This is a genomic window from Microcoleus sp. A6-C6 (assembly GCF_036705955.1).
Lineage (GTDB): Bacteria > Cyanobacteriota > Cyanobacteriia > Cyanobacteriales > Microcoleaceae > Microcoleus.
In genome coordinates, this window is sequence record NZ_JAUBVR010000019.1 from 60,460 (window position 1) to 83,657 (window position 23,198).

At 47.1% G+C, this 23,198-nt stretch carries 22 protein-coding genes and 1 pseudogene; 8 read left to right on the forward strand and 15 right to left on the reverse strand.

Translation table 11 applies throughout. The features are described from left to right. Window positions 1-672: 672 nt before the first annotated feature. Window positions 673-1,545, forward strand: coding sequence for a pentapeptide repeat-containing protein (locus QUB52_RS10605; protein ID WP_332973614.1), 873 nt, complete (start codon window positions 673-675; stop codon window positions 1,543-1,545). Window positions 1,546-1,670: 125 nt separating this feature from the next. On the opposite strand, the gene QUB52_RS10610 is transcribed toward QUB52_RS10605, so the two are convergent. The 8 genes from QUB52_RS10610 to QUB52_RS10645 all read right to left on the reverse strand — a co-directional run bounded on the left by QUB52_RS10610 (window position 1,671) and on the right by QUB52_RS10645 (window position 13,176). Then, on the reverse strand, window positions 1,671-2,885 hold the full coding sequence (locus QUB52_RS10610; protein WP_332970336.1) for an FAD-dependent oxidoreductase: 1,215 nt from the start codon (window positions 2,883-2,885) through the stop codon (window positions 1,671-1,673). A 438-nt stretch (window positions 2,886-3,323) separates the two neighbouring features. Continuing rightward, window positions 3,324-4,856: a phytoene desaturase family protein gene (locus QUB52_RS10615; RefSeq protein ID WP_265236900.1), complete on the reverse strand. Its 1,533-nt coding sequence runs from the start codon at window positions 4,854-4,856 to the stop codon at window positions 3,324-3,326. Between the two features lie 304 nt (window positions 4,857-5,160). After that, the gene (locus QUB52_RS10620) at window positions 5,161-5,646 is read right to left on the reverse strand and encodes a CRR6 family NdhI maturation factor (protein WP_265236902.1); all 486 of its coding nucleotides are present in this window, start codon (window positions 5,644-5,646) and stop codon (window positions 5,161-5,163) included. Between the two features lie 220 nt (window positions 5,647-5,866). Beyond that, window positions 5,867-7,813 (reverse strand): DUF3685 domain-containing protein, encoded by a 1,947-nt coding sequence (locus tag QUB52_RS10625; RefSeq protein WP_332973615.1) that lies wholly within the window; start codon window positions 7,811-7,813, stop codon window positions 5,867-5,869. A 40-nt stretch (window positions 7,814-7,853) separates the two neighbouring features. Beyond that, window positions 7,854-10,103 (reverse strand): hypothetical protein, encoded by a 2,250-nt coding sequence (locus QUB52_RS10630; protein ID WP_332973616.1) that lies wholly within the window; start codon window positions 10,101-10,103, stop codon window positions 7,854-7,856. A 957-nt stretch (window positions 10,104-11,060) separates the two neighbouring features. Further along, window positions 11,061-11,525, reverse strand: coding sequence for a Fur family transcriptional regulator (locus QUB52_RS10635; protein WP_265236906.1), 465 nt, complete (start codon window positions 11,523-11,525; stop codon window positions 11,061-11,063). A 233-nt stretch (window positions 11,526-11,758) separates the two neighbouring features. After that, window positions 11,759-12,715 carry an Hpt domain-containing protein gene (locus QUB52_RS10640; protein WP_442923193.1) on the reverse strand — a complete coding sequence of 319 codons (957 nt, stop codon included), beginning with the start codon at window positions 12,713-12,715 and terminating at the stop codon, window positions 11,759-11,761. Between the two features lie 206 nt (window positions 12,716-12,921). Beyond that, window positions 12,922-13,176 carry a hypothetical protein gene (locus QUB52_RS10645; protein WP_332973617.1) on the reverse strand — a complete coding sequence of 85 codons (255 nt, stop codon included), beginning with the start codon at window positions 13,174-13,176 and terminating at the stop codon, window positions 12,922-12,924. A 179-nt stretch (window positions 13,177-13,355) separates the two neighbouring features. On the opposite strand from QUB52_RS10645, the gene QUB52_RS10650 reads away from it, so the two are divergent. Then, window positions 13,356-14,042 (forward strand): DUF1345 domain-containing protein, encoded by a 687-nt coding sequence (locus tag QUB52_RS10650; RefSeq protein WP_332973618.1) that lies wholly within the window; start codon window positions 13,356-13,358, stop codon window positions 14,040-14,042. Between the two features lie 79 nt (window positions 14,043-14,121). Here QUB52_RS10650 and QUB52_RS10655 read toward each other — a convergent pair whose 3' ends face one another. The 3 genes and pseudogenes from QUB52_RS10655 to QUB52_RS10665 form a co-directional block, all read right to left on the reverse strand. Next, window positions 14,122-14,790, reverse strand: a complete 669-nt coding sequence (locus QUB52_RS10655) for a hypothetical protein (protein ID WP_332973619.1) — start codon at window positions 14,788-14,790, stop codon at window positions 14,122-14,124. Then, window positions 14,787-15,257 carry a hypothetical protein gene (locus QUB52_RS10660; protein ID WP_332973620.1) on the reverse strand — a complete coding sequence of 157 codons (471 nt, stop codon included), beginning with the start codon at window positions 15,255-15,257 and terminating at the stop codon, window positions 14,787-14,789. Before QUB52_RS10660 ends, QUB52_RS10655 begins: the two co-directional genes overlap by 4 nt. Before the next feature lie 129 nt (window positions 15,258-15,386). Beyond that, window positions 15,387-15,485: pseudogene (locus QUB52_RS10665) on the reverse strand (DUF433 domain-containing protein); the annotation flags it as partial. 146 nt (window positions 15,486-15,631) lie between these two features. Between QUB52_RS10665 and QUB52_RS10670 the strand changes: the two are divergent. The 4 genes from QUB52_RS10670 to QUB52_RS10685 all read left to right on the forward strand — a co-directional run bounded on the left by QUB52_RS10670 (window position 15,632) and on the right by QUB52_RS10685 (window position 17,861). Further along, complete coding sequence (locus QUB52_RS10670) at window positions 15,632-15,892, forward strand: sulfiredoxin (RefSeq protein ID WP_332973621.1); 261 nt, start codon at window positions 15,632-15,634, stop codon at window positions 15,890-15,892. Between the two features lie 57 nt (window positions 15,893-15,949). After that, window positions 15,950-16,501: a DNA starvation/stationary phase protection protein Dps gene (gene dps, locus QUB52_RS10675; RefSeq protein WP_332973623.1), complete on the forward strand. Its 552-nt coding sequence runs from the start codon at window positions 15,950-15,952 to the stop codon at window positions 16,499-16,501. 168 nt (window positions 16,502-16,669) lie between these two features. Next, entirely contained in the window at window positions 16,670-17,302 is a 633-nt protein-coding gene (locus tag QUB52_RS10680) for a helix-turn-helix transcriptional regulator (RefSeq protein WP_332973624.1), read from the forward strand. Between the two features lie 232 nt (window positions 17,303-17,534). Further along, entirely contained in the window at window positions 17,535-17,861 is a 327-nt protein-coding gene (locus QUB52_RS10685; protein WP_265236924.1) for an STAS domain-containing protein, read from the forward strand. 56 nt (window positions 17,862-17,917) lie between these two features. On the opposite strand, the gene QUB52_RS10690 is transcribed toward QUB52_RS10685, so the two are convergent. Next, window positions 17,918-19,054, reverse strand: a complete 1,137-nt coding sequence (locus tag QUB52_RS10690; protein WP_332973625.1) for a PP2C family protein-serine/threonine phosphatase — start codon at window positions 19,052-19,054, stop codon at window positions 17,918-17,920. A 521-nt stretch (window positions 19,055-19,575) separates the two neighbouring features. Between QUB52_RS10690 and QUB52_RS10695 the strand changes: the two genes are divergently transcribed. Continuing rightward, window positions 19,576-20,082, forward strand: coding sequence for an ATP-binding protein (locus tag QUB52_RS10695; protein WP_332969542.1), 507 nt, complete (start codon window positions 19,576-19,578; stop codon window positions 20,080-20,082). A gap of 15 nt (window positions 20,083-20,097) precedes the next feature. Here QUB52_RS10695 and QUB52_RS10700 read toward each other — a convergent pair whose 3' ends face one another. The 3 genes from QUB52_RS10700 to QUB52_RS10710 form a co-directional block, all read right to left on the reverse strand. Then, window positions 20,098-20,865, reverse strand: coding sequence for a DUF1350 family protein (locus tag QUB52_RS10700; RefSeq protein ID WP_332969544.1), 768 nt, complete (start codon window positions 20,863-20,865; stop codon window positions 20,098-20,100). 154 nt (window positions 20,866-21,019) lie between these two features. Beyond that, window positions 21,020-21,331: a hypothetical protein gene (locus QUB52_RS10705; RefSeq protein ID WP_332973626.1), complete on the reverse strand. Its 312-nt coding sequence runs from the start codon at window positions 21,329-21,331 to the stop codon at window positions 21,020-21,022. A 26-nt stretch (window positions 21,332-21,357) separates the two neighbouring features. Then, window positions 21,358-22,389 carry a glycosyltransferase family 2 protein gene (locus tag QUB52_RS10710; protein WP_332969546.1) on the reverse strand — a complete coding sequence of 344 codons (1,032 nt, stop codon included), beginning with the start codon at window positions 22,387-22,389 and terminating at the stop codon, window positions 21,358-21,360. 633 nt (window positions 22,390-23,022) lie between these two features. Between QUB52_RS10710 and QUB52_RS10715 the strand changes: the two genes are divergently transcribed. Beyond that, window positions 23,023-23,139: a helix-turn-helix domain-containing protein gene (locus tag QUB52_RS10715; protein WP_332976171.1), complete on the forward strand. Its 117-nt coding sequence runs from the start codon at window positions 23,023-23,025 to the stop codon at window positions 23,137-23,139. Window positions 23,140-23,198: the final 59 nt, after the last annotated feature.

Genomic DNA, 23,198 nt, shown 5'->3' on the forward strand with positions numbered 1-23,198 from the left:
TTCTTGGGCTTTTTGACTTCTTTGTTGCTTTTTCTTTCTTTTGACATGATGATTCCTCAATTTTCACTCAGCATAACATAGATTGAAACATCTGCCTAACCGCAAGTAGAGCGGGTTGCCTCAAACGGATTTTAGATTGTATCCGGTCAATTACCCTTAAGAAAATGTGCTCGCAGCATCGGACTTCAGTCCTCTGAAAATGCTGAGGACTCGCATTCCGAACTATCAAACCTATTTTACTGCTGTCTTTTCAGCGGACACGATCTTACTCGCTGTTAGTTTTTTATGATCTGTGGTAGATTGTCAACTAGGTTGTGAACACAGAGCATCTACCGCTAGGAATATCCATAAATTCCTCATCGATAAAATATATGAAATTACTTTTAACTGGACTGTTTTGAGGTCCCAGTCTGAAATCCTTGATTTACCCGAAAGCCTATAGTGTGCCTCGGCAAGCGTTGCCTTCGTACCGCTCCCCCTGAAACCCTTATTCTACGGTTGACAGTCAAAAACTGTCCGAAGTGTTGCACAAAGAACAAAGTATATTGAAAAATATAAAGTTAATTTTCAGCTTTGTTCAAAGTGCGATCGCGCCAACTCCGTTAGATATAAAATATTTATCAAGGGCTAAGAATTTCTAGATAAATTTTCGCTATTAGGAATCTAACCGCTATGGAAGTAACCGAGCTGCTCAAAGACTACGAAAATGGCAACAGAGACTTTGCTGGCGCCGATCTGGGCGGAGCCGATCTGGGCGGAGCCATTTTGGACGGAGTAAACCTTTCGATGGCTAACCTGTCGGGAGCTAATCTGAGTCGAGCCCATCTCACCAAAGCAGAACTCAACGGCGCAAACCTTTGCAGGGCAAATCTGAGTTTTGCCAAAATGGGCCAAGCCAGATTAGCCGATGCAGAACTCACGAAAGCCAATCTCAGCGGAGCTTTCCTCGTCAAAGCAAAACTTCCCAGGGCAAAGTTGAGCGGCGCCCAACTCATCGGTAGTAACCTGCGGAGCGCCATCCTCTGGAACGCCAATTTATGTACGGCTAACCTCCAATTCGCCAACCTGCGGGGCGCGAACCTCACGGGAGCCAACCTCAACTGGGCTAACTGCGGAGGGGCCAAACTTAGCGGTGCAAAGCTCTTTGCCACTGAACTAACAGGCATCAATCTCAGGAAAGCTTACATCAATGGTATCGACCTCAGCAGGACGGATCTCAATGGCGTCAACCTCAGCGAATCCAAACTGAACGGGGTCAATTTGGAAAGCTCGAACTTGGTAGCAGCCAATCTCAGCGGTGCTCAGTTGCGTGGTGTCAAGTTGATGGGAGCAGATTTAACCAGGGCAAATCTGGTGGGAGTTTCTTTGGTGCAGGCAAATCTCGATTGGGCTAGGCTGTGTTATGCCGACTTGAGCGAAGCCGACTTGAGTGGCGTAACATTCATCGGAGCTAACTTTGAGGGTACTGTGTTAGCCGGATCAACAAAGGGTGCACCTGTGAGCTATGGTGTCTACCTAACAGTGGCGGATATTGTCGCAGTTTAGTAAACGGCAAAAATCACTCTCGCATTGGTTTAACTTTTGATACAGACATCATTACTTTTGTGAGAGTGCTGCACAGACAAGCAATTTACCGCTATTTTCCAGAGTTTTTAGCATCACCATTGATCTTACCCGATTAATTTCGCGACTCGCAAAGCAGAGGTAATCGCTCCTTCGTGCAAACCATCTCCCAAATAAGCTCCTGCATGATAAGTGTTGTTCTCGCCGTTAGTCTCGATAACTTCGTCTCGGTATCGAAAAGACTCGACAGTATACAGCGGCGTGTGATGTTTTTGGATGTGAATAATTTGGTTTTTGGCGATCGCCTCATCAAGTCGAAATGCTAAACTATACTCTCGCGGTGACGAAATGCCGCAAAGCTGATTCAAGCTCGCATTATAGCCCCATCCCTTGTCCGTCTCGAAAAAATCAAATTCTGATAACTTGCGGATACCATAGCGATCGTACATCGAAGTATCCGAATGTAGCACCGTCGTGGCATAATTGGGTTTCCACGCCGAAAACCGCTTCGTTTCCGCATCCGTCGGGTCAGCCAACAGCCTCATCACTTGGTCTGGTGGCATCGCAAAAACCACCTTATCAAACTCCTGAATCTCCCCATCTGAAAGCACAATTTTTACAGCATCAGCACTTCTAAAAATATTGGCAATCTCCACATTCAGCCGTATATCACCCTTAAATTGCCCCAGAATCTTTTCAATGTAAGAATACACCCCGCCTTTAATCCTCACCCAACTAACCGAGGCATAGGCGCGTAGCATCGGCATCGCCAATTCTGCCGGAAAATTGTCGAGCAATTCAAACGGTATCGAGTAGCTGTACATCGTCAGCAACTTCAGCCAATCATTGCGGACGCACGACCTTTTCAAACTCTGAGAAAGCGGCATATCATAGAAATCGTGTTGTTTAGCAAACCGCATTTTTAAAATAAATCCAGCCGAACGAGCGTAGAGACTATCGAGCCGCAAATACTCACTCAGGCGTTGGATACCGGTGAAATTCTTTTCAATAGATACTCGCGACAAAAAGTGTTCGCCATCTTTAAAAAACAGCGCTGAACCAATCTGCACAGGTTCTAATTCAACGCCTAACTCCTGCATAAAAGCAACGAAATTGTAAAACACAGTGGGAAATTCCAGCACCCCATTTTCTAATATTTCATTGCACTCAGATTGATTGGGTTCAACATTTTTGTTGAGCGTCCGAATGTGTCCGCCTAAAATCGGCTCTCTTTCCAACACAGTGACGTGATGCCCCTGTTTATCGAGCCAGTAGGCTGTCGCCATACCGCTAGCTCCGCCCCCAACAATTACAATTTTCATAGTTTACTCCTAATTTATAGGTTGGATCGCTATTAATTGAATGCTTGTATTCCGGGTAGGAAACGGCACCGCTCGGAGGTGTCAATTTAACCAGAAAAACCTTTTTATCTCTCGTTTGTAGCGGAGTCTCGATCCCCCTAAATCCCCCTTAAAAAGGGGGACTTGAAGAAAAACTTTTGTATTTCTCGTTGATCGCCGAGACCAGATCCCCCTAAATCCCCCTTAAAAAGGGGGACTTTGATAACTTCTTGTCCCCCCCTTCTTAAGGGGGGCTAGGGGGGATCTGGACCTCAGCATCAAACAGTAGATCCATGCTATATTTGATGCTAAGCTGACACAAATAGGCATTGCCGTCTCCTCATAGATATCAGACTATTTTCGATCGCCCAAAGCCTCAACCCAACCTCCGAAATATCGCTGTTATTTAATTGTGATTCCTCACCCTAAAATCGCATCGCCGGATAAACGCTGATAAAGCAGCGCCCCCGTCCAAAATGTCGGCGCAAAGCCTGGATAGCCCGAAGAAGCGTTGCAGAAATAGAAATTGTTGAGGGATGTTTCGTGATTTAGCCGATCGACCCCCATGTTTTTCGGCGTCAGGATAGAACCGTAGGAATTGCCATTAGGGCACCAGCAGAAGCGCTCGTTAGTGGTAGGACTTCCGGTAATATGAAAAACCATGTGTTTGCGAAAATCTGGAACATAGTGTTTTTCAACTACGTCTAAAATTGAGTCTAAAATCTCTTGTTTCTTCTGCCTGTAAGCTTTTTTATCGCTCTCCCAAAGTTGCTTAAAATAACCGTAATTAGCAACAGTCAGAAATTCCACAATTTGACAATCTTCTGGACAATCCCGCCGCGCTTCTGTCAAAAAAGTCGGCGTGGTAATCGCAAAACTCGGACGAGAAAAATCATTTTTATCGTACATTTGAGCAAAAGCTTCATTCAGATCCAAATGTTCGGAATGAAACGTATTCCACTTGCCAAATCCATAGTCTCGGAGATCGATATCTTTGACAACACAGTACACCATATAGTTAGATGCCGAATACTCATAGTTGAGTTTCCGCCGCACTGTTTTAGAGAACTGTTCCTCTCCAATCATCTTGGCCGCTCTTTTGGGGTCAAGGTTGCAAATCACCGTGTCGCCCGTGAATTCATGGGTTTGATGCGTGGTCAAATCCATCGCTTCAACTCCCGTGACAGTTTTATCTGTCAGCCTGAAATTTGTGACTTCATGGTTTAGTAGAACTTTCCCGCCGTTAGATTCAATGACTTTAACTAAAGAATTTATGACATTTTCAAAATGCTGCGTCGGGTAAAATGCACCTTCTTGATAGCCTCGAAACAAAGCAATCCAAGCATAGAAAGAAAGCTGGTTTGGAGGTAGCAAAAAGTCCGGCCATTGCAGGGCTAATAGAGTTTGGGCGGCTTGCGGGAGTTGGAACTTGTCGAAAACGTCTTGAAGTGTACTATTGAGGTGTTGAATGGCGCAGAATACGTCACCGAAATTTTTGATTAATTCAATTGGCTTGACGGGAGGAGCGAGTTTTCTGAGTCCCGCGCCGGTTTGCTCAACTTCGTTGACAAATTTGCGAATTCTCTCGCTGGCTTCGGGAAACAGCGCCGACAATCTGCGGATTAGTTCTTCTGGTTCTGAGGGAATATCTAGCGCGTACCCAGGCATTCTCATGTGGTCGTAGCCATTCGGATCGTACCGCTCAAAGGTGACATCGCGATCGAGACCGAGTTTTTTGAGGACTCGATTGACTGTATGTCCTTCGCCACAGTCCCAAACGTAGTGAAATTGAGCATTAAACGTGTATTTTTTGGCCATCGTAAAGGTGTGGCCAAAGCCTCCGGGGTGCTCGTGAGCTTCGAGGATGTGTACGATTTTGCCGGAATTGGCCATCAAGGCTCCGAAAACCAGTGCTGATAAACCACTGCCGACGATGAGGTAATCTGTTTTCATGGGACATTTCCTCGATCGATCGAATCGGGCGATCGGTGTCTATCTAAACTAACTCTAAATTCTGAGGAAAGTGTGAAGTCAACCAACAGCATTGCTGGGCAAGCTGGTCAAAGCATTGTATTAAAGCCGTTTTGCGGTTACTATTAAGATTAATTAAGCTTTCCCGATCTAACTTATAGCTTGTGGAGCGAGTCTTAAAGCCTGCCCCACAATTGAAAAAATCCGGTTTATACCTGGTAAGATAATTCTTAAGATAGAGATTAGTATACCTAATTAGGAGGATGTTAATTAGAGGTGCTAGGTATTATTGATGCGGGACGATCACATCAAAAAAAGCATCATCCAAATCATAACCAAACATCTGCGACATCGCCATCAACTTCGATTTACTGGGAATTCCCTGCTGGTTCAACCAATCAGTCAGCACAAAAATTTTGCTCATCAAAAACATTTCTAAAGCTTCAGGATTGTACTGAATGCCTTGGGTGCGGTGAAACTGGTGCGGCACCAACATCGCCGCATAGCGCGCCAATTCTCCCGCTTTCCAATCTAGCAAAAACGGCAGCCAAGGATAACAAGCATCCAAGCGGATAAACCACAGCCGCACTTCGGGAATTTCGGATATTTCTCGCGGATCTAATTCTTCGCGCGGATACTCAATTTCAAATTGTACCTGTTGTTCGTTTTGGGCGATCGCCCCAGCCGCCAGCCACTGTTCAATCACAGTCCGCACCGGAGACAAATCTAAGCTGTTTATGCGATCGGCATCTATCGCTATCATAATACTCATAAAAATTTAACCTTATATAATTAAGTCATTATCTATAATACCACCAATCACCAATTAGCAATTACCAATTATCTGAAATTCGAGTGATTCATCTCAATCCGTTCAATCCCGTACATTCCCCTATTCATTCTTCCTTCCTTCTTGCTTCGCTCAACTGTCAACTGTCAACTGTCAACTCTGCCTTTTTGATTCTTGCTTCTGTCAACTGTCAACTGTCAACTCACCCATTTTTACCAAACTTGCTATCCTGCAAAGAATTACCAATTCCCTGAATAATTCCCCGCCCGATCAAACCAATTCCCCGCCCTATTACCTGAGTCAAAACGTAAACAACAGCAGCACCCAACAGCGAAATCACCGCGCGAACCCTAGGTGCGATCGCATCCCTAGCTTCCAGCAGCAAAGTCAAAGCCAACTGCCACCCAGTAAGCTGTGCTAACTCTAGATTTCTCGGAGCATAAATAGAAATTCTCTTAATTCCCGAATCGCCCAAAACAAACAGCAAAAACCTGCTTTCAAAAATAGCTTTCGGTTCCACAAAATAGCTATTCCATCGATATCTCCACGATACATTATTCCGAAACCGCTCAATTTCCCGTGTCGAAATCAACTTGCTATCGTAAAAAATTTGCTTGATTTCCTCAATATTTGCAAAATTGTTTAGCAGAGGCTGTACCACTCCGCTAGCAATTTGAATTGCCAAATTTTCTAACAAAGCTTCAGCTCGCTGCATCGCTTGCGGGCTGCCAGCCAGAGAAGAAATATTATCAACTGTTAGCGGAATTTCAAATAGCAAATGTGCAAAAAAATCAACAGTCATCGGGATTTTGTCAAGGATTTCGGCTGCAACTGCATCAGCATTGGCCAGCAGCACCGGCACCACTTCTACGCTGCTGCTAGCCAATAGATCAGCAGCGCTTCCCCCTTGACTTTCTGGCAGTTTTAAGCTTGTTTTACTGCCGTCTAAAACCCGATTTTCTCCCGTTTGCAGCGTATAGTATCTGCCAAAAAAATCTATGATTGTCGCCTCCCACAAATCCCGCAAAATAGCAGGCATTTTTTCGGACAATTGAGTTTGCTGGACTTGCGAAAAGCGTAATTCTTCCAGCAAATCCTCTAACTTCCGCAGGATGGAGCTAATCAATTCGCGCTTTTTGGTCGATCGCAAAATATCGATTTCCAAAGGCACACCAGTCAAGTTGACCAAATCCAACTGCAATTTAGCAGCCACCGAATCAAACAAACTTCCTTGCCAATCACTCGCAACCGCCAAAGCTTCACCCGAAACTGCGGAATTCGCGACTTGCAACTGAGAATTATTCAACAAACTCTCTCGTCTTCCTTCTGCCTCTTCCTTCTGCCTTCCTTCTGCCTTCCTTATTCCTTCTTCCTTATTCCTTCTTCCTTCTTCCTTCTCCCCTCTTCCATCAAACAATAACTGACTAACAATCCAACGAGCTGCCAGCAATTCTCGGCGGTGTCCATTGACTACAATCCCATCTAAAGTAGTGGATAAATCTGTCGAATTTGCGGTTTTCATCTGTTCCAAATCAGCTTGAACAACCGCCAAAGCTGCATCGATTTGCTGCAATCCAGGCACACAAAAATAAGCCAGGATTTTTCGTACTGGCCGATCAACTATCAAATTCTTTGAGTTTTCTTCGGGATTGGCTGGGGAGTTTTTTATAATTGGAACTACCGCTGAATTTAGTTTTAATTCCGAGTTTTCTAGCGCATCAGTCGGCCAATAAGTGCCGCCGGATGCTACCACGCGAATAGCTTCTATTGTCTGGGAAACATCTCTATTTTTAGGACAATAACCCTTTGCGCCCGCAGCTTGTAACTGCGTTAGCAGATCCGGTGTGAGCGGCCCGCCTAGCAGTAACAGCGGAAGGTTGGGGTACAAAGTTTTGAGTTGGCGACAAACTGCCAGCGCTTCGATTTGACCCGATCGCAAACTTAACACTTCAACAGCCAAAATTACCAAATCTGCGGGCTTATTGGCTGCTCCAGACCCCAGCGAGCGAGTTTCCAGAACCCGCAACGCCTCGGTACCCGTGGCAACATCTGCGACAACTTCCAAGTCTGGATACTCCTCGCAGGATACTCGCAGCCCCAGCCGAAAAATGGGGTCGCTATCGATCGACAGCAGTTGCAAATTACTCACTCGATTTTAGATGTTAGAGGTCGATCGCCGGAAAACCCAATTATTCAGGGAGCAAATTAGCATCAGGAGGCCCGGCCGATTCAGGAATAGATGGCGGAGCCGGAGCCGGAGCCGGAGCCGGAGCCGGAGCCGGATCTGGAGCCGGAGCCGGAGCCGGAGCCTCTTGTCTGGCGGGCGGATAGTAAGGTTCCTGCTCCCTCGCCGGAGGATAGTACGGTTCCTGCTCCCTCGCCGGAGGATAGTAAGGTTCCTGCTCCCTCGCCGGAGGATAGTAAGGTTCTGGAGCCGGAGCCGGGGCCTCTTGTCTGGCGGGCGGATAGTAAGGTTCTGCTTGAGCAGGTGGCGCGTACTCCTCCTGTCGCGGTGCTGGCGCGTACTCTTCCTGTCGCGGAGCCGGTGCGGACTCTTCCTGTCGCGGAGCCGGTGCGTACTCGCGAGCGGGCTCCGGCGGAGGCGCAGTGTTGGCTCTCAGTTCGGCGCTCCAGCGCCCGATCGCCCCTGCGGCCTCTGAGTGCAGCGCCCTACCGTAACCAATTTGGGAAGCCATATTGATCGCCGCCGAGAGACTGCCTTGAGATGCTAATTCCGCAGCTCGATCCAGAATCGGACGATCTTGAGCAACTTGCAGTTCGCTCACCCACTCATAGACATTATCCTGAGCTTTAGCGTAAAGAGTCCTACCGCTCTTAATTTCCGAAGCTTTTTCAATAGCCGCGCTCAGTTTTCCTTGCTTAGCCAGGGCGATAGCATCATCCAAAAAAGGCTGATCTTGCATAATTTCTATGCGTTTCGTCCACTGAGCCAAGAGACTTTGCGCCTCTACTCTGCGGGGACGGTTTTGAGAGATCAGAAGTACCTGACCGATGCCTTCCTTAAGTCCTTCAACCGTTCCCGGTGCTGCCAACTGCTTCGCCAGGTTCACAAAAGATTGGTCTTCAATCCGCTGAATTTCCCGGCGCCAAGTAGCCACCAATGTTTGAGCATGAACCCGCCGCGGCTGTTTGGGTCCGATGGTTTGCGCTTGCTCGATCGCTACCTGAAACGCTCCTATCTGACCGAAACTGGCGATCGTGCTCGCCATTTCCAGCCGCACCAAATCTTGAAACTGCACCTGCAAATTTTCAATTTGAACTTGAGCCTGCTTGTACAGAGGGCGGCCCGGAGCAATTTGGCTAGCAGCCCCGCGCCCTTCGAGCAAAGTAAAAATGTGTTGCGCCAGCGGTGTTGATACCGACTGGTTCCACATCACCGCTTGAGCCCTACCCAACTGCATCAAATCTTGAGCTTCCGCAAACAGTGGCGAATTCTGCGGCACCACAGAAGCAGCCTCGATCGCCCCCGGCAGGTCTTTCGCCCCCAACCGCTTATTTGCCATTGCCAGCAAAGTCCGGCTCCAGCCCTCAATTTCCTTCTCAGCTTTAGCCCGGGCAAAAAGCTGCGAGTCAATTTTGCGAGCCAGGACGATCGCCTCAGCGAACTTTTGCGGAGTTCCGTCCTGCGCCAAATTTCTCGCCTCTTGCAACCGCTGCCAGCCGTTTCTTTCCATAGAAATCTGCTGGATCAGCTCGTTGTAACGCTTCTGACTCCAGAAAATATTTTCCAGCTTGAACAGAGCTTGAGCGTAATCCCAGGCTTTCTTTAAATCCTCACTTTTCAAAGCTGTTAGGGCTGTATCGTAGAGTTTTTGACCCTCCTGCCAATTTTTTTCCCAAGCAGTCACAGCCTCCTGTACCTCTGGGTAAGACGGACTGGTTTTGGGAATTTTCGCCACAATCGCCAAAGCGCCCTTCAAATCGCCCAGCTCAATTTTTGCCCTGGCAAATCGGAGCATGGCTTTCGACCATTCCCCGATCAAATGTTGACCTTGCGAGTATAGCGGGTGTTCTTGTGGCCAAGCCTGCACCAGTGCTATTGCCGATTCTAGTTGTTCTAGCTTGCCCGATTTAGCGGCTTGCTGAGCGCAGTAGAGTCGCTCTCCGTCCGCCGCCAATGGCGACAGTTGCTGGCAATTAGGCGGCGGTGGCATCGTCAGCAACCACAGAAATGCAGCTACACCCGTTACACCAAATCCCACCAGGAGACTCAGCCAGATCAGTTGCCACTGCCAAAAAGTTCTTTTGCCCTCAATCGGCAACGCTTGGTTAGAGGAACTCGCATCGTCTGTCGCCGCTGCACTCAACTGTGCGATCGGTTTGGGGGATGGGTTGTATTGCGGTGGTGTGTGGAATTGGTCAGATTGTCGTCTCGCCATTACTTCAGCCTGTCCTGTAATGCGCTCTCTGCGTGACACTCCCACATCAAATCATAGATTCGATGTGGGTTTCTGACTCCTGTTAAGGAGATCGAGAACTTCCTTCAAGGTACTGGCAATTTTTCCCTCTACGGCGTTTTATAGTCAGGCTCATGTCCAGCCCCACTTTTTGCTTCTGAGCATTTTCGGCTCAAGAAGCACGTAAATCATACCAGTTATCGAACAATTATTCACTGCTTCCGGGTGCAGTTGAGCTAAAAAAACAGTAGAAACCCCCGTCAGTCGAGCGATTTGAGATTTGAGATTTGACTCCACAGATACATTTGGGAGTGGTATGGAAGTTGCTATACAAAATTTCGTCCGATTCCAGCGCACTCAAAAATAAAGCGAGTATTAAACCTGGTTTTGTCTCAACTTGATACCTGTAGCGGGTATAACAAATTTTTTTGCTGAGTTCTCAATTTTATTTCCCGATCGCCCAAACAGCCGATCGAGTTTCACCAAAAAACGAGAGGGAAGCCCCGGGCTAACGACATGGGGAGGAACTCGGTAGCGGTTTCAACCGCCTTCAACATTTATTTACGCAACTCATTGAAAGGTTTTGTTATAATTAGATTAGCAAGTAAAACAACCATCTACGTGTTGAAGCATTCTAGTATCGGAGAAATCCCGGCACAGTGAGCCACCACACTCCTTAAGGAGTAGTAAGCCTGTATAACTGACAAATAATGGCAGAATGTGAAGCGTACCTATCTGGCGTTGTGATGGACTATGAAAGCAAACAATTTAAAAGTAAGCGCAATTGCAATACCTTTTGTACTGGTAGTTGTTTTGAGCGTATAGAGGTGCTTTGATAACGCCTTTGAGAGTTCTCGGATTCATTCAAGAATCCCCGTGGCTTCAGCCCTGGGGAGTATCAATACTTAAATTATTTTATACCTCAAACAGCCCTAGCAAAAATATCCATCTTGCTTTTAACCAAGGCTGCCTCATCGTTTACGAAGCCTTTGGTGTATCGCTAACAGTCGATGCGCCCAAGGCGGACTCTGGCGATCGATATCCGTAGAAATCTATCCGGTAGTCTACAATTTTGACACCAGTTTGCTGTTGGATTTGTTCAATCAAGTCGATCGGCAATTCCACATGAACGTCGAGAATCTGAGCCGTATCCAGACAATTGACATGAGAGTGAGAGTCGCTGACATTCCCGTACAAGCGTCCCTCCGATCGTTCGATGCACTCAATAATCCCTTCTCTCGACAAAGCGTCCAGATTTTGATAAACAGAAGTATGACCGATCCCCTTGGCTTGTTGGTTCAGGCGATCGTAAATTTCGCGAGCCGAGAGATGTTCTTTGGCATCCCACAAAAGCTCTAGAATAAATCGACGCTGGCGGCTCAAGCGCATTCCCATCGCCTGACAGCGGTTTAAAGCATCTTCTAATGAACGAATTGGTTTCACAGCTACCGCCTTCTAAAGCCTGCTCGATTTTTTATTCTGGTACAAAGCATTGCACGCCGACCCCATATCCACTAATTCTAACGCAGGGTTGCCCAACAGTAGAAGCTAGAGGGCAAAAATCTTGAACAAGTGAATTTTTTCGAGTTGCTGCTCAACTCAGGCTGCCAGCACGCACCCAAAAATTCTCCGCTTCAAAAATATTGCTTTGACTCTATCTTCTACTGAAACAACTGCTAGGAAGAGGATTTGATGGCGTGAACCAGTAACTTGGCAATTTCCGAGAGTTGCTTTTTGTTAAAGGTTTTGAGCAAAAGCCTGACTAACGCCTTCGGTTCGGCGGGAAGAGCTACTTGCTTCGACGCTGCTGCTGGGGCTGCTGGAGCTGCTGGGGCTGCTGGAACTGTTGGTTTTGGGCTTGCTGCCAAAAGTAGCAAATTTTTACTCGGAGCGATCGTCTTGACTTTCCCCCCTTGCACCAAATCCCCAGCCTCCTTGAGTTCTTTGATCACCAACGGAGCTAAGACTTTATAAGAGTTTTTCGGATTAACGATCGCCCCTCTAGCAGTTTTAACTAAATTTTGCCAAGACTCAAATTTAGCTCCCAACTTATAGAGTCGAACGCACACAGCCGCCAACTCCTGACGACTAGCAGCCGATTCTTTCTGCTTGAACACCTGCAACATCTCTTTCAGTAAAACCATGACTTCACCAGCAAAATTCGCCGGCGTCGCCCCCGCTGTTTGAGCCACCCCGGGCGCGCGAGATCCAGCAGTAGGAACCGGCTGAACTTTGCCCGCAGCCAAGTTGTTGAGATGAGTTTCCAGTTGAGCAAAAACAGGCATCACCTGCTGGACGAGTTTTTCTCCCTCTTCATTCCTCAACCCGAAAGGCCCTTCCAGTCGCTTCAGCAAGTCTTTAAGCGTATCAACTCCCTTTAAAAATAGGGATTCTGCCGTTTGGTCAACCTGCTTGACGGGCCCGTCCTTGAGCACCTTAAAACAATCTTCCAAGCGGTGAGCGGTTGTTTTAATACTATCCAAGCCAAGCATAGCCGCCCCTCCTTTTACCGAGTGGGCGGCGCGAAACATCTCTTGGAGGCTTTCGGGGTCTTTCATCGTGGACTTCAAATCCACCAAACCATTTTCTAGAGTATCGAGGTGCTCCTTAGCCTCCTCTATAAACAAACGCATTATTCGGTCTTGCTGATCTGACACGACAGTCCTCCTAACAATCTCAGCACCCTCCAGAAAGCACCCTCTTCGTGGGAGGAAACACGACTCCTGCCAAAAGTCAGAAGATCCCATGCCAAATATTCTAGCCTGCCTCTTGTGACAGACTGACAATACTCCTGTCTGGGCGGTTTTAGCTCTCTTTGCTGGTGCGCTGGAGATTGATCTTAGAGTTCTGAGGGAGTGTCTGGAGCGATTTCGATGCCCATTCCTGGTTTGATCATCTGCTGATCCGTAATCAAGTCGCTCAATTCCTTGACTTCGACACCGATGTTTTGGCAAGCCTGTTTCAGTTCCTGCTCGAAGGTGTTGAGGTCGCCTCCGTAGCCGCAAAGCTGGGCGGCTGTGGCGATTCCTTGTTGGGCGTTGGCTTTGGCGCAGTCGATCAATTCAATACCTTTGAGGGGTTGGGAGGATGCCATAATGTCAAACCACAATTTCTCTTTTTTTCCACTGTACCTAGAACGTTGAGGTCGATCGATCTATCGAAAGGCATGAAAAATGCTGCCCGTGTCGCGTGTTACCAATTGATTATTGTTTGGGATTTCCTGGCAAGATAGCAGTAGTTGGCATTTTCTAACCATTACTAGGCTAGATTTCTGTGAGAAATGTTTCCAAATCTCAAATGCAGTGGGTGTGGAGCGTCCGGCACCGCTTGTTTGCGTCTGTTCTGTTCGCTATAGCAGTCGCTGTTTTCCTGCCGCCTCACTATTTCCTCCTGACTCGGATGCTGTGCATTTGGAACGCGGGCGCTGTCAGTTTCCTGATTTTGACTTGGATGCTGATGCTGCAAGGCACTCCCGAACTGATGCGCCACAACGCTCAGCAGTTGGACGCCGGCCGCTTGGCTATCTTAAGTACGATCATGGCAGCGGCTTGTGCTAGCTTATTGGCGATCGTCTTCCTGCTGCGCGATACCAAAGGCTTGCCCCCAAATTTACTATTTCTGCACTTAGGGCTTTCTGTGCTGACAATTGTTGGCTCTTGGATGCAGGTGCACACTATCTTCACGATGCACTATGCCCACAGCTACTACGGAAACCGCAGCAAGCAGCACGGCAGTTACTCGCAGGCGAATGGTTTGGATTTTCCGGGCGATGAGGAACCAGACTACAAAGATTTTTTATATTTCTCCTTTGGGATTGGGATGACTTGCCAAGTTGCAGACGTGCAAACTACTTCTCGTTCCATGAGATTTCTCGTGCTTTTTCACAGCGTGCTATCGTTCTTTTTTAACACTGCTATTTTGGCGATGAGTGTCAATATTATTGCTGGATTGAATGGATAGGATTTAGTAGCAGTGGTATGATTTCGAGTATGATGCGGAAACTTTGATCATAATAATAGTTAAGTGCTAATTGCTAAGTTTAAGTAGTCCAACCATCGGGAAGCTCACTTACATCTTCTAGTAGGAAGTCAGCGTACACCAATATTCGGACATCATCGTAGAGATCGCAAAGAATACGTTTCCGGGCACCGGATTTGTCCCACGGTTGAAGATCGGAGTCTAGTTCACAGAAACCAACCCAAGCGTGCCCTTCTTGCTGTAATTCTTCAGATTTAACCATCACAGCGGCTAAAACTGCTAAATCAAATGGCTTAAGGGATATATCCATTGCACCAATAGATACTTGGCGCTCCAGCATAGGTTCTGACAGCGGAAAGACGTTGAGACTAGGATGTTTCGCTAATTCATCCAATCGTTCTGAAACTTTCACTTTCGTCAGTTCATTTGCGACTAATCCATCAAATTGAGCAAATACCTGATATGCTGCATCAGCCTCATCAGGAGTCACTCGCCCTTCATCTCTTGCCCATTTAATAAATTTGCGTAAATCATCAGAGCGAGAACGTGGGGAAAATCGTCGAGGTACAGTTTCTCGTGCTTCTGCAAGGCATATTGCAGGCACATATAGCTTAAACTCACCAGCCTGAGCACGTTCAAGCAACTGAATAGCCTGTGGACTTTGTAAGTATGCTGGAGCAATAACATCCACTACCCAATTTGTCTCAACTAAAACTGCCTTGGGCTTCACCTTGCAACCTTGCTCCATCTAGGGCCACCAGCTCTCACTTCGCCAATTTGCAGAAGACTCATTATTGATTCACTAAGTAGATTTCTTAAGTCACTTGGGAAGTTCTCCATACTAGCAGTCAGCTTTAGTTTCTCAAGCCATCGCTGAACTTGCGATTCAAACTCAATAGCAGGGTTTCCTTTCCATTGCTCATCTGCCGATGGCAGCAGATAATGGGGAAGTTTCGCTTCACCAACTACATAAATTGACTCACCATTGTATTTCTCTAAGGAGTCGCGGAGGAGAATCACACGATCGCCAGCTACGACAAGTCCAACTGAGCAACCAATAGATGCCATAGTGTGTTTAAGCTGTTCAATAGCGTTTTGAACCCCGATACTGATGTCTTTGAGCTTTACCTCAACGACGATCAGATATTCTCCATCTTGGCTTGTCACAATAATATCTGGTTGGGATGTTTTCATCATGGCACTATATCGCAGCGAATTTATTTGCTATGTAGTAAATTACTTTTATAGACAAGCGATCGACAAATGTGCGATCGCAGCTAAGCCCTGAATATCACCTAGCAGTCCTAATATAGCGAATTGTCAATTGTCGGTGACTCGAATTCGCATTCCTCGAATGCAGGGACAACCGCCACACTGACCGGGGGTTTGGGTAATGCGAGTTAACAAGCCAGTCGTTGAGTTCATCAGGGGTTGCCTGCAAGTTGCTTGGTTTGTCTCTATTTTACCGAGTAATCATGTCCAAACTTTATTTTTGCGTCAGTCCTGATTTTTTTTGCTAAAACGAAGTCATTACGAGTATGATTTAACTATAAGCAAAAAAGAAAGCCGCCATGAGGATTGAAGAAATTCCCCTCAACCAGATTCGCCGCCCCTTGCCGCGAGTCAACGACCAAACCAAAGTAGCCGCCCTCATGGAATCCATCCGCGAGGTAGGTTTAAACGAACCCATCGACGTGCTAGAAGTAGATGGCCAGTATTACGGATTTTCGGGCTGCCACCGCTACGAAGCTTGCCAGCGTCTCGGTTTAGAAACTATCCCGTGTAAAATCCGCCGAGCTCCCCGTTCTGTGTTGCAGATGCACCTAGCTTGAGCAATTCATCACAGGCAAATATTCGATCGACAATCACCACTCACAACCTAAAAACCTATGACTACCAACAACCACAAACAACATCTGTACCCGACCCGCATCGATATGCCAGTCGCCACCCGCACTCAAGTAGTCGGGCTGCTCAACGCCACGCTGGCCACGACTCTAGACTTAAAAACTCAAGTCAAGCAAGCTCACTGGAACGTCAAAGGCATGGACTTCTACCAGTTGCACTTGTTATTTGACGAAATGGCGGGGGAACTCGAAGAATACGTTGATACCATTGCCGAACGAGTCACAGCTTTGGGCGCTTTGGCTGTCGGAACAGCCCGCACAGCCGCCGCAGATTCGATCCTGCCAGAATTTCCTTTTGACATCCTAGACGGCAAGGAATACGTCACTGCTTTGGCCGATCGCTACGCACCCTATGCCAAACACCTGCGAGTCGCGATCGACAAAGCAGGCGAACTCGGTGACGCTGATACCGCCGACTTGTACACGGAAATTTCGCGGACAATTGACAAGCGTTTGTGGTTCCTAGAAGCGCATTTGCAAGGTTCTGCCACAACTGCAACCGCAGCCGTCCGCGAACAAGTTGCCGTAAAATAGCTACTTCTCTTGTGGGGCGTTGCTCCTAGTCGGCCACAGGCAAGATGCCTGTGCCACAAAAACTCTGATGGGGCGGGCCCAAAAGCCCGCCCCAAAGATGTATTTCCTTAAGGCTCCCGACAGTTTACGATCGAGAATATGTCCATTTATTAATTTGGATGAATTTTCGTGGCAGCTAATATTCCTGATTATGCTCCTCAACTGCAACGCCTGATGCAACAAGCCGGGATTTCGAGCGATCGAGAACTCAGCCAAAAAGCAGGAGTTCCCGAAATTCAGCTCAGCCGTCTGCGGCGCGGCTTAGCTTTGAAAACCCGAGCCGACATCCTGCTCAAAATTAGTCAAGCTTTGCAAATTTCCTTAACCGAACTGCTCGCAACCTTGGCCCCAGACTATGTAGAGTTAGAACCGCCCGCACCGACAGCCCTAGAACAAGAATATCAGCGCCTCCAAGCTTCGATCGCACAACAGCGATCGTCTTTGATGCAGGAATTCCAACTTGCTAGCGTGCAAATTTTAGAATCTTGGATGTTGCAGTGGCCGACGGCTGCCAGCAAAGCTCAGGAAAATCACCATTTGCCAGCCCAGAAACTGCTGCCGTTGCTGCGCCCCGTCGAGCAGTTATTGCAGCATTGGGGCATAGAGTCGATCGCCCCAGTCGGAGCCGAGATTCCCTACAACGGGCAACAACACCAACTCCTCGAAGGAACAGCCCAGCCCGGAGAACCCGTCAAAGTCCGCTACACAGGCTACACACAAGGCGACAAACTCCTCTACCGCGCCAAAGTTAGCCCAGTTTGATTAATAGCAGAAGGTATTCGGCAGAACAAAGATTGTCCCCCTCTCAACATTCACTCCCGGCGAAGCGCTGCGAGTCTGATCAGCGTTCCGATCCGCGACGATCACCATCTCTTGCACTCAAAAATATTCTCCCGCTCTGGGACTTTCCCTTTCTCTTATTTGGATCGGAGTCCGTCTCGCAGCTATACTAGCCCTAGTCTGGCTAGAAATTCTGACATTAACACCGCAAAATATGAGTCCTGTAGTTAAAATTATTCAGCCCTCTGGCATTTTAGACGGCACCAAGGCAAGTCAATTCCGCCAAGAGATTAGCGACCTAGTGGAAGCGGGAGCCGATGTGGTATTGATAGACTTCACTGATGTGACATTTATGGATAGTTCTGGTTTGGGCGCTTTAGTCTTGGCGCTCAAAACAGTCCGGGCCGCTGGGAGTCAATTAGTCGTCTGTTCTATCAACGAGCAAATCCGCATCTTATTTGAACTCACCAGCATGGATCGAGTTTTCGAGATATTTGTGACCCGCGATGCTTTTAATAGCAAAATTCTCTCTACCAGTTAACTTTTTTGGCTGCTGCCTTCTTGCTATTTGGTCGCAGATGTGCTGCAAGAGGTCAGCTAGCCAAAGTTCACCTTGAGTAAAGACCAATCATCATCAAAAACTGCTTTAGCGTTCAACTTTAGAATGTAGTTCAAAACCAGTTCTAACTGGTCGGCACTTGCACCGTTGTAAGCTGCTAGCAGGTCGATGAAAGGGTCAAGCCCCCAGATATTGCCGTCAGGTTGGTGGATCTCGTATACCCCGTCGCTAAAGATGTAGAGAGTGCTTAAATCCTCGACATCGCAGCAATTATCGACATAGGGGGCGTCCGGGAACATCCCGACTGGCATTCCGGGGGTTTTTAATCGCTGGATTTTAGCAGTGCTCGCAGGGGACTGGGAAATCAACACGGCAGGGGGATGACCGGCGCTGGCGTAAGTTAGCTGGCGAGTAATGCGGTTGTAAACGCCATACCAGATGGTGAAGTATTTGTCATTTTGGTAGCTCATCTGGAAGGTGGTGTTGAGGGCTCGCAAAACGTCGCTGGGTTTGTAGTAGTCAATGTTGGGCAGTGCGCGCGATCGCAGCAAATTCAGCACGGCCACAGAAGGCAGCGCCGCCCGCAAACCGTGACCGGCTACGTCGAGCAAGTAAATCGCCAAATAATCGGCATCCAGCCAGTTGTAGTCGAAACAATCTCCCCCTAACTGCCGGGAGGGAATGAATTTTGCCTCGATGCTGAAAGGTTCCGTCATCGGATCTGGCAGCAGCGATTGCACGTACTCCGCCGCCTCGGCTAATTCTGCTTCCAGATTTTGCTTGGCAATTTTTAAATCTCGGCTGAGTTGGTGCAGCCGCAATCCCGCGCGTACTCTCGCCTGCAATTCGTTGAGTTCGATCGGCTTTGAGATAAAATCGTCGGCACCGGCGTCGAGCCCTTTGACTCGATCGGCGATCGAACCCAAAGAAGTCAACAAAAAGAATTGTGTAGTTGACAGATCTGGATCTGCCTTAACTCGACGGCAAACATCTATGCCCGTCAAGCGCGGCATGATCCAATCGCAAATTATCAGGGCCGGACGCAATTTTTGCGCCTGGGCTACACCGTCTTCGCCATTACTTGCTACTGTCACTTCGTAACCCTGTTTTTTCAGGGTTCTTCTCAGCAGTTCTTGAACAGCCGTATCATCGTCAATAACCAGAATTTGAAACATGGCACTCAGGTACTACAAGTCTTTCAAGGTCTGGGGGTCATTAAAAATATATCTTATCAGCGCGCTTGTCTGAGATAGAGTATAGTTTATTGACATCGCTTTTCAGGTAAATACTTTTTCCTGCCAGCCATTGAGTTCTATTTACGTTGAAATTTGATGGAAATTTGGTCGCGATCGAACTTCACCCCCAGTTTATACTCAGAATATAAACTTTGATGGACTTTTTTGGGCAGCAGGGCCGAATTGACATCTGGGCGGGACTTCTGGTATCATAAATAGCTGATTAGTGGATTTGACGTTTACTTTGCTGGTCGCAAAAGCTAGTCTTATAAAACTCCCATTCAATTTTGCCCGGTTTGACATTGCCCGCAGCCGATCGAGAATGTGGAAAATGACGCTGCCTGTGAATAACTCCGATGGGTGATGTTGGCCCGGCTTTTGGCAAAAAAGTTAAAAACGTAAAGTACAGGCAATAAAATATTTGCCTCTATTTTATAAAACTATAATTTCAGTGGCAGAGCGTGATTGAATTAAAAGGTTCCCAAAAGTTGCAAGTCCTAAAGAAAGCGGATCTTCAAATCAATACTGGTCTGAGTGCTTTAGACCCAGTTTTGTCGTGGTTTGCACAATTGTACGATCGGGCAATTCCCACCAGCGTGTGGATACGCTGTCAGTTGGCTTTGGCTGAGGGCTTTACCAATGCGGTGCGCCACGCCCACCAGGGCAAACAGCCGAATTTGCCGGTTGATATTGAGGTGACGGTGTGTACTGAATCTGTAGAGATTAAAATTTGGGATTCGGGCCCAATCTTTAATTTAGACCAAAAAATTAGAGATATGTCAGAAATCGATCCTGAAGCTTCGGGCGGGCGGGGGCTCAAGTTGATGAAAGACATCGCAGACAGTCTTAGTTATACGAGAACGGCTGATGACCGTAACTGTCTGTTGATCGTCAAAAACTATACTCCTATCTCCGAGATGGGCGACGAAGATGATATTTTGCAATTGCCGGACGAACTTTTGGGCTAATCGGCCGATCGGTTTTTAAACGCGCGACAGAGGATTTAGCCACAGTAGAATTGTCCGTTTTAATTGATTTAATTCTCGATACACTTCTTGTTTTACCCATTGGCCAAGAGCGTCGAAGGGTGTAAAAATTTGACCCACAGGCCAGCTAACATCTTGACCTAATGGCGTTTGATGGTTCCCCGTCAGGGTTTGAACTGTAATCATGTCGGGAAATCTAGGTTTGAGCAGATTTGTCAACAGCAGGGTTTGGTCGATGTTGTCGCCATTAAATTTGACTAAAAGATTGCGCCGGATTTGATAGCTATCTTGCACTAGGCGATTGGTGTCTTGCGGGGAAGGCGTAAATTCTACTTTAAAGACGGGGGAAATTTGCTCGGCCATCGGGATTGCTTCGGATGCCGCATAATTGTTGAAAGAGATCAGAATATTGCCTGCCCTTTCTACATCAAACACCGAACCGATCAGCAAGTGCAGTTTGCATCCCATGCTGTGCCCCATGCCGTAAACTGGAAGATACGAAGATTTGAGCAATTTAGTGGTATGCAACCTATCCAGGGCATTTTCAAATTTGTTGAGGACATCGCGGGCGATCGCAATATGATCCAAAGTATTCACAAACGGTGTTGCGACTACCACATATCCTTGATTTGCCACAGCCTCTAACAGCCAGCGATAGGTTAGTTGCGGTGCTGTCGCCACAAATGCACCGCCGAGAAAATGTACGATCGCGATCGGTTTAGAGGGAATTAATACCCAGTTGCCGGAAACTTCTTGCCAGTCCATAAATTTCATCAAGTTTAAAGTAAAAAGGCGATCGTCCTCTGAAGGTAGAAAGCAGAATTTTTGCTAAATTTTTGCTTTTATTTTCTGCTTCAAAAAAGGGTTTGCCACCCATTTTTTCATTCAATAAACTTTGCTCTTTACTTATATATGATATTTAGTATAACTGTTTTGGCGACAAATAGCACGGTGCGGGAACGCTTCTATTAGCGTCCTGTATAGGCTTGAAGCTAGTGGCAGAATAAATCAAGGCTGACATCCGATCGCGGCTTTCAAAGATTTGTATATCGTGTCCCATCGCACGGCTGCAAGCCGCTGTAGCTGGTATTGCGGGTAATTGACCCGACAGGATCTTAACAGTCAAATACGGCTCAAAACCCCAATATCGCGTATTAACCAGTCTCTGGGCGATCGGCTTCGATTCGGCTTTATTGGCAGCACCTAATTTCTTGACTAAACCCGCATACAACTATAACATTCTTTAGGAAACATCCTTTAGGACAGCCCCCCGATTTCAGACGATCGCTGGCGATTTAATTCTGCCGAATGACTGATACCTTCTGCGGTTTGATGACTCAACTTTTCGTGAGACTTCATCCATTTCCACTTGTGCACAGTAGCTTGAGGATTAAGCACTGTGGTAGCGACGCCGTAAACAATAGTAGGCAAAACCTCCCGATTTAACCAACTTTGTCCCAGCTTTCTCATGTAGTGCAGTGCCAAAATTTCTCGGAATTTGTTGAGCCTTGGCAAAAGGGGCAAACTGTTAAAGCATAACTGTTCGTACTCATTGAGCGATAACTCTTTTTCTCCCCGTAAGCGTCGCAGTTGATTTTCCTTGACACACTCAGAAGCTATGCGCTTTTTCAGCCAGTGCTTATCTGTGAGAGAGTTTCCTCTAATTCGATAATTTCCCAAAGGTGCTGTCGCCGCTAGCAAGCCGTGCTTTTGAGCAAGTTTGGTAAATAACTCTGTATCTTCTCCTACCTCCCAATCTTCTGCAAACCCGCCTTCTTTGAGAAGAATGGAGCGATCGACTACCACAGAAGACGGGAAAACCCAAGGACTTTCGCCTGTCTCCTTAATCGCCTGCATTTCTGCTTTAGTTGTAGGATAGGTAGGAACGTAACTCAACTTGTTGCCGCGCTTGTCTAAATACCGCAAGGCATGAGCAACTGTTTTGACTTCGGGATTGTCTGCGAGCATCTTCAAACAAACTTCTAGCTTGTTGGGTTCCCAGGTATCGTCGCTGTCTAGAAACGCTACATACTTGCCAGTGGCCCGCTTGATCATTAAATTTCTAGACTTGGAAACGCCATAATTTTGGGGATTTCTATAGAACTTAATTCTCGAATCTTGCTTGGCTAGCCTAGCACCAACATTGCTAGTATCGTCCGTCGAGCAGTCATCAACAATTAAAATTTCTAGATGCTTGTGGCTGCCATTAACTACGGAGGCAACGGCCTCGGCCAGAGTTTCGGCTGCATTGAATGCAGGAATGATTACACTGACTTTTGGGCTGTTCATAACTTTAATTAGTTGTGGTTTGTTAGTTGTTCGCCGAAGTATAGTCTTCGCCACATATGATCCCTGAATTGGAATACGGAGAAAGTAAGGATTTTGCGCTGAAACTGAAAATTGTTGGCTGTGAAACGCACAGACTGCGATCGAGCGCGATGAAAGCTCGATCGGGTTTGAGCTGTTAACTCGTGAGTTAGACACCTGTTTAGTGCTCAATTAAAAAGGTGGTAAGTCTTTCGGCTTCCAGCTCCCGCACCAGGTAAGGGGGACTGGAACCTTTTAACAGTTGCACCCGGATTGCCTACGTACAGCTAATATAACAGGCTTCAGATCTAAGTGCGATCGACTAGGGGACAAATTTCAGGAGGGGATCGCGGCCAATATTGCGCTTGGTTTCTGGGCCGGAGAGCCGTCTGTTGGAGCCGTTGGGGCTGTAGCGAGGGCGATCGAAATATTATATAGGAATTTTGCAAGGAAGCAATTTTTACAGTGTTACCAGAAAAACGAGACGAAAGCCCCTAGCTTCAGATATGGGGATGAAGTCAGGCGCGGTTTCAACCGCCTTGAAATTAATTTACCAATCTTCCTGATTGTTTAGTATACTATGATATAGTAAATTAAGAATACAAAGGAAGAATAATGAAAGGGCGTTATCAATACAGATTCTATCCGACAATTGAACAAAGAATTAGCTTAGCTAAGTTGTTTGGCTGTGTTCGGGTAGTCTGGAATGATGCCCAGGGCAAGCTCATCTAATTTGGTATAAATTGTACTTGACAAAAAGGCAATGATCGGGTGTGCACCATTTAATGATG

What these genes read in the sequence shown, in the direction of transcription:
- QUB52_RS10605 (WP_332973614.1), top strand. Translation starts at nt 673, where the DNA reads ATGGAAGTAACCGAGCTGCTCAAAGACTACGAAAATGGCAACAGAGAC.
- QUB52_RS10610 (WP_332970336.1), bottom strand. Translation starts at nt 2,885, where the DNA reads ATGAAAATTGTAATTGTTGGGGGCGGAGCTAGCGGTATGGCGACAGCC.
- QUB52_RS10615 (WP_265236900.1), bottom strand. Translation starts at nt 4,856, where the DNA reads ATGAAAACAGATTACCTCATCGTCGGCAGTGGTTTATCAGCACTGGTT.
- QUB52_RS10620 (WP_265236902.1), bottom strand. Translation starts at nt 5,646, where the DNA reads ATGAGTATTATGATAGCGATAGATGCCGATCGCATAAACAGCTTAGAT.
- QUB52_RS10640 (WP_442923193.1), bottom strand. Translation starts at nt 12,715, where the DNA reads ATGCGTTTGTTTATAGAGGAGGCTAAGGAGCACCTCGATACTCTAGAA.
- QUB52_RS10645 (WP_332973617.1), bottom strand. Translation starts at nt 13,176, where the DNA reads ATGGCATCCTCCCAACCCCTCAAAGGTATTGAATTGATCGACTGCGCC.
- QUB52_RS10660 (WP_332973620.1), bottom strand. Translation starts at nt 15,257, where the DNA reads ATGATGAAAACATCCCAACCAGATATTATTGTGACAAGCCAAGATGGA.
- QUB52_RS10670 (WP_332973621.1), top strand. Translation starts at nt 15,632, where the DNA reads ATGAGGATTGAAGAAATTCCCCTCAACCAGATTCGCCGCCCCTTGCCG.
- dps (WP_332973623.1), top strand. Translation starts at nt 15,950, where the DNA reads ATGACTACCAACAACCACAAACAACATCTGTACCCGACCCGCATCGAT.
- QUB52_RS10685 (WP_265236924.1), top strand. Translation starts at nt 17,535, where the DNA reads ATGAGTCCTGTAGTTAAAATTATTCAGCCCTCTGGCATTTTAGACGGC.
- QUB52_RS10690 (WP_332973625.1), bottom strand. Translation starts at nt 19,054, where the DNA reads ATGTTTCAAATTCTGGTTATTGACGATGATACGGCTGTTCAAGAACTG.
- QUB52_RS10700 (WP_332969544.1), bottom strand. Translation starts at nt 20,865, where the DNA reads ATGGACTGGCAAGAAGTTTCCGGCAACTGGGTATTAATTCCCTCTAAA.
- QUB52_RS10710 (WP_332969546.1), bottom strand. Translation starts at nt 22,389, where the DNA reads ATGAACAGCCCAAAAGTCAGTGTAATCATTCCTGCATTCAATGCAGCC.
- QUB52_RS10715 (WP_332976171.1), top strand. Translation starts at nt 23,023, where the DNA reads ATGAAAGGGCGTTATCAATACAGATTCTATCCGACAATTGAACAAAGA.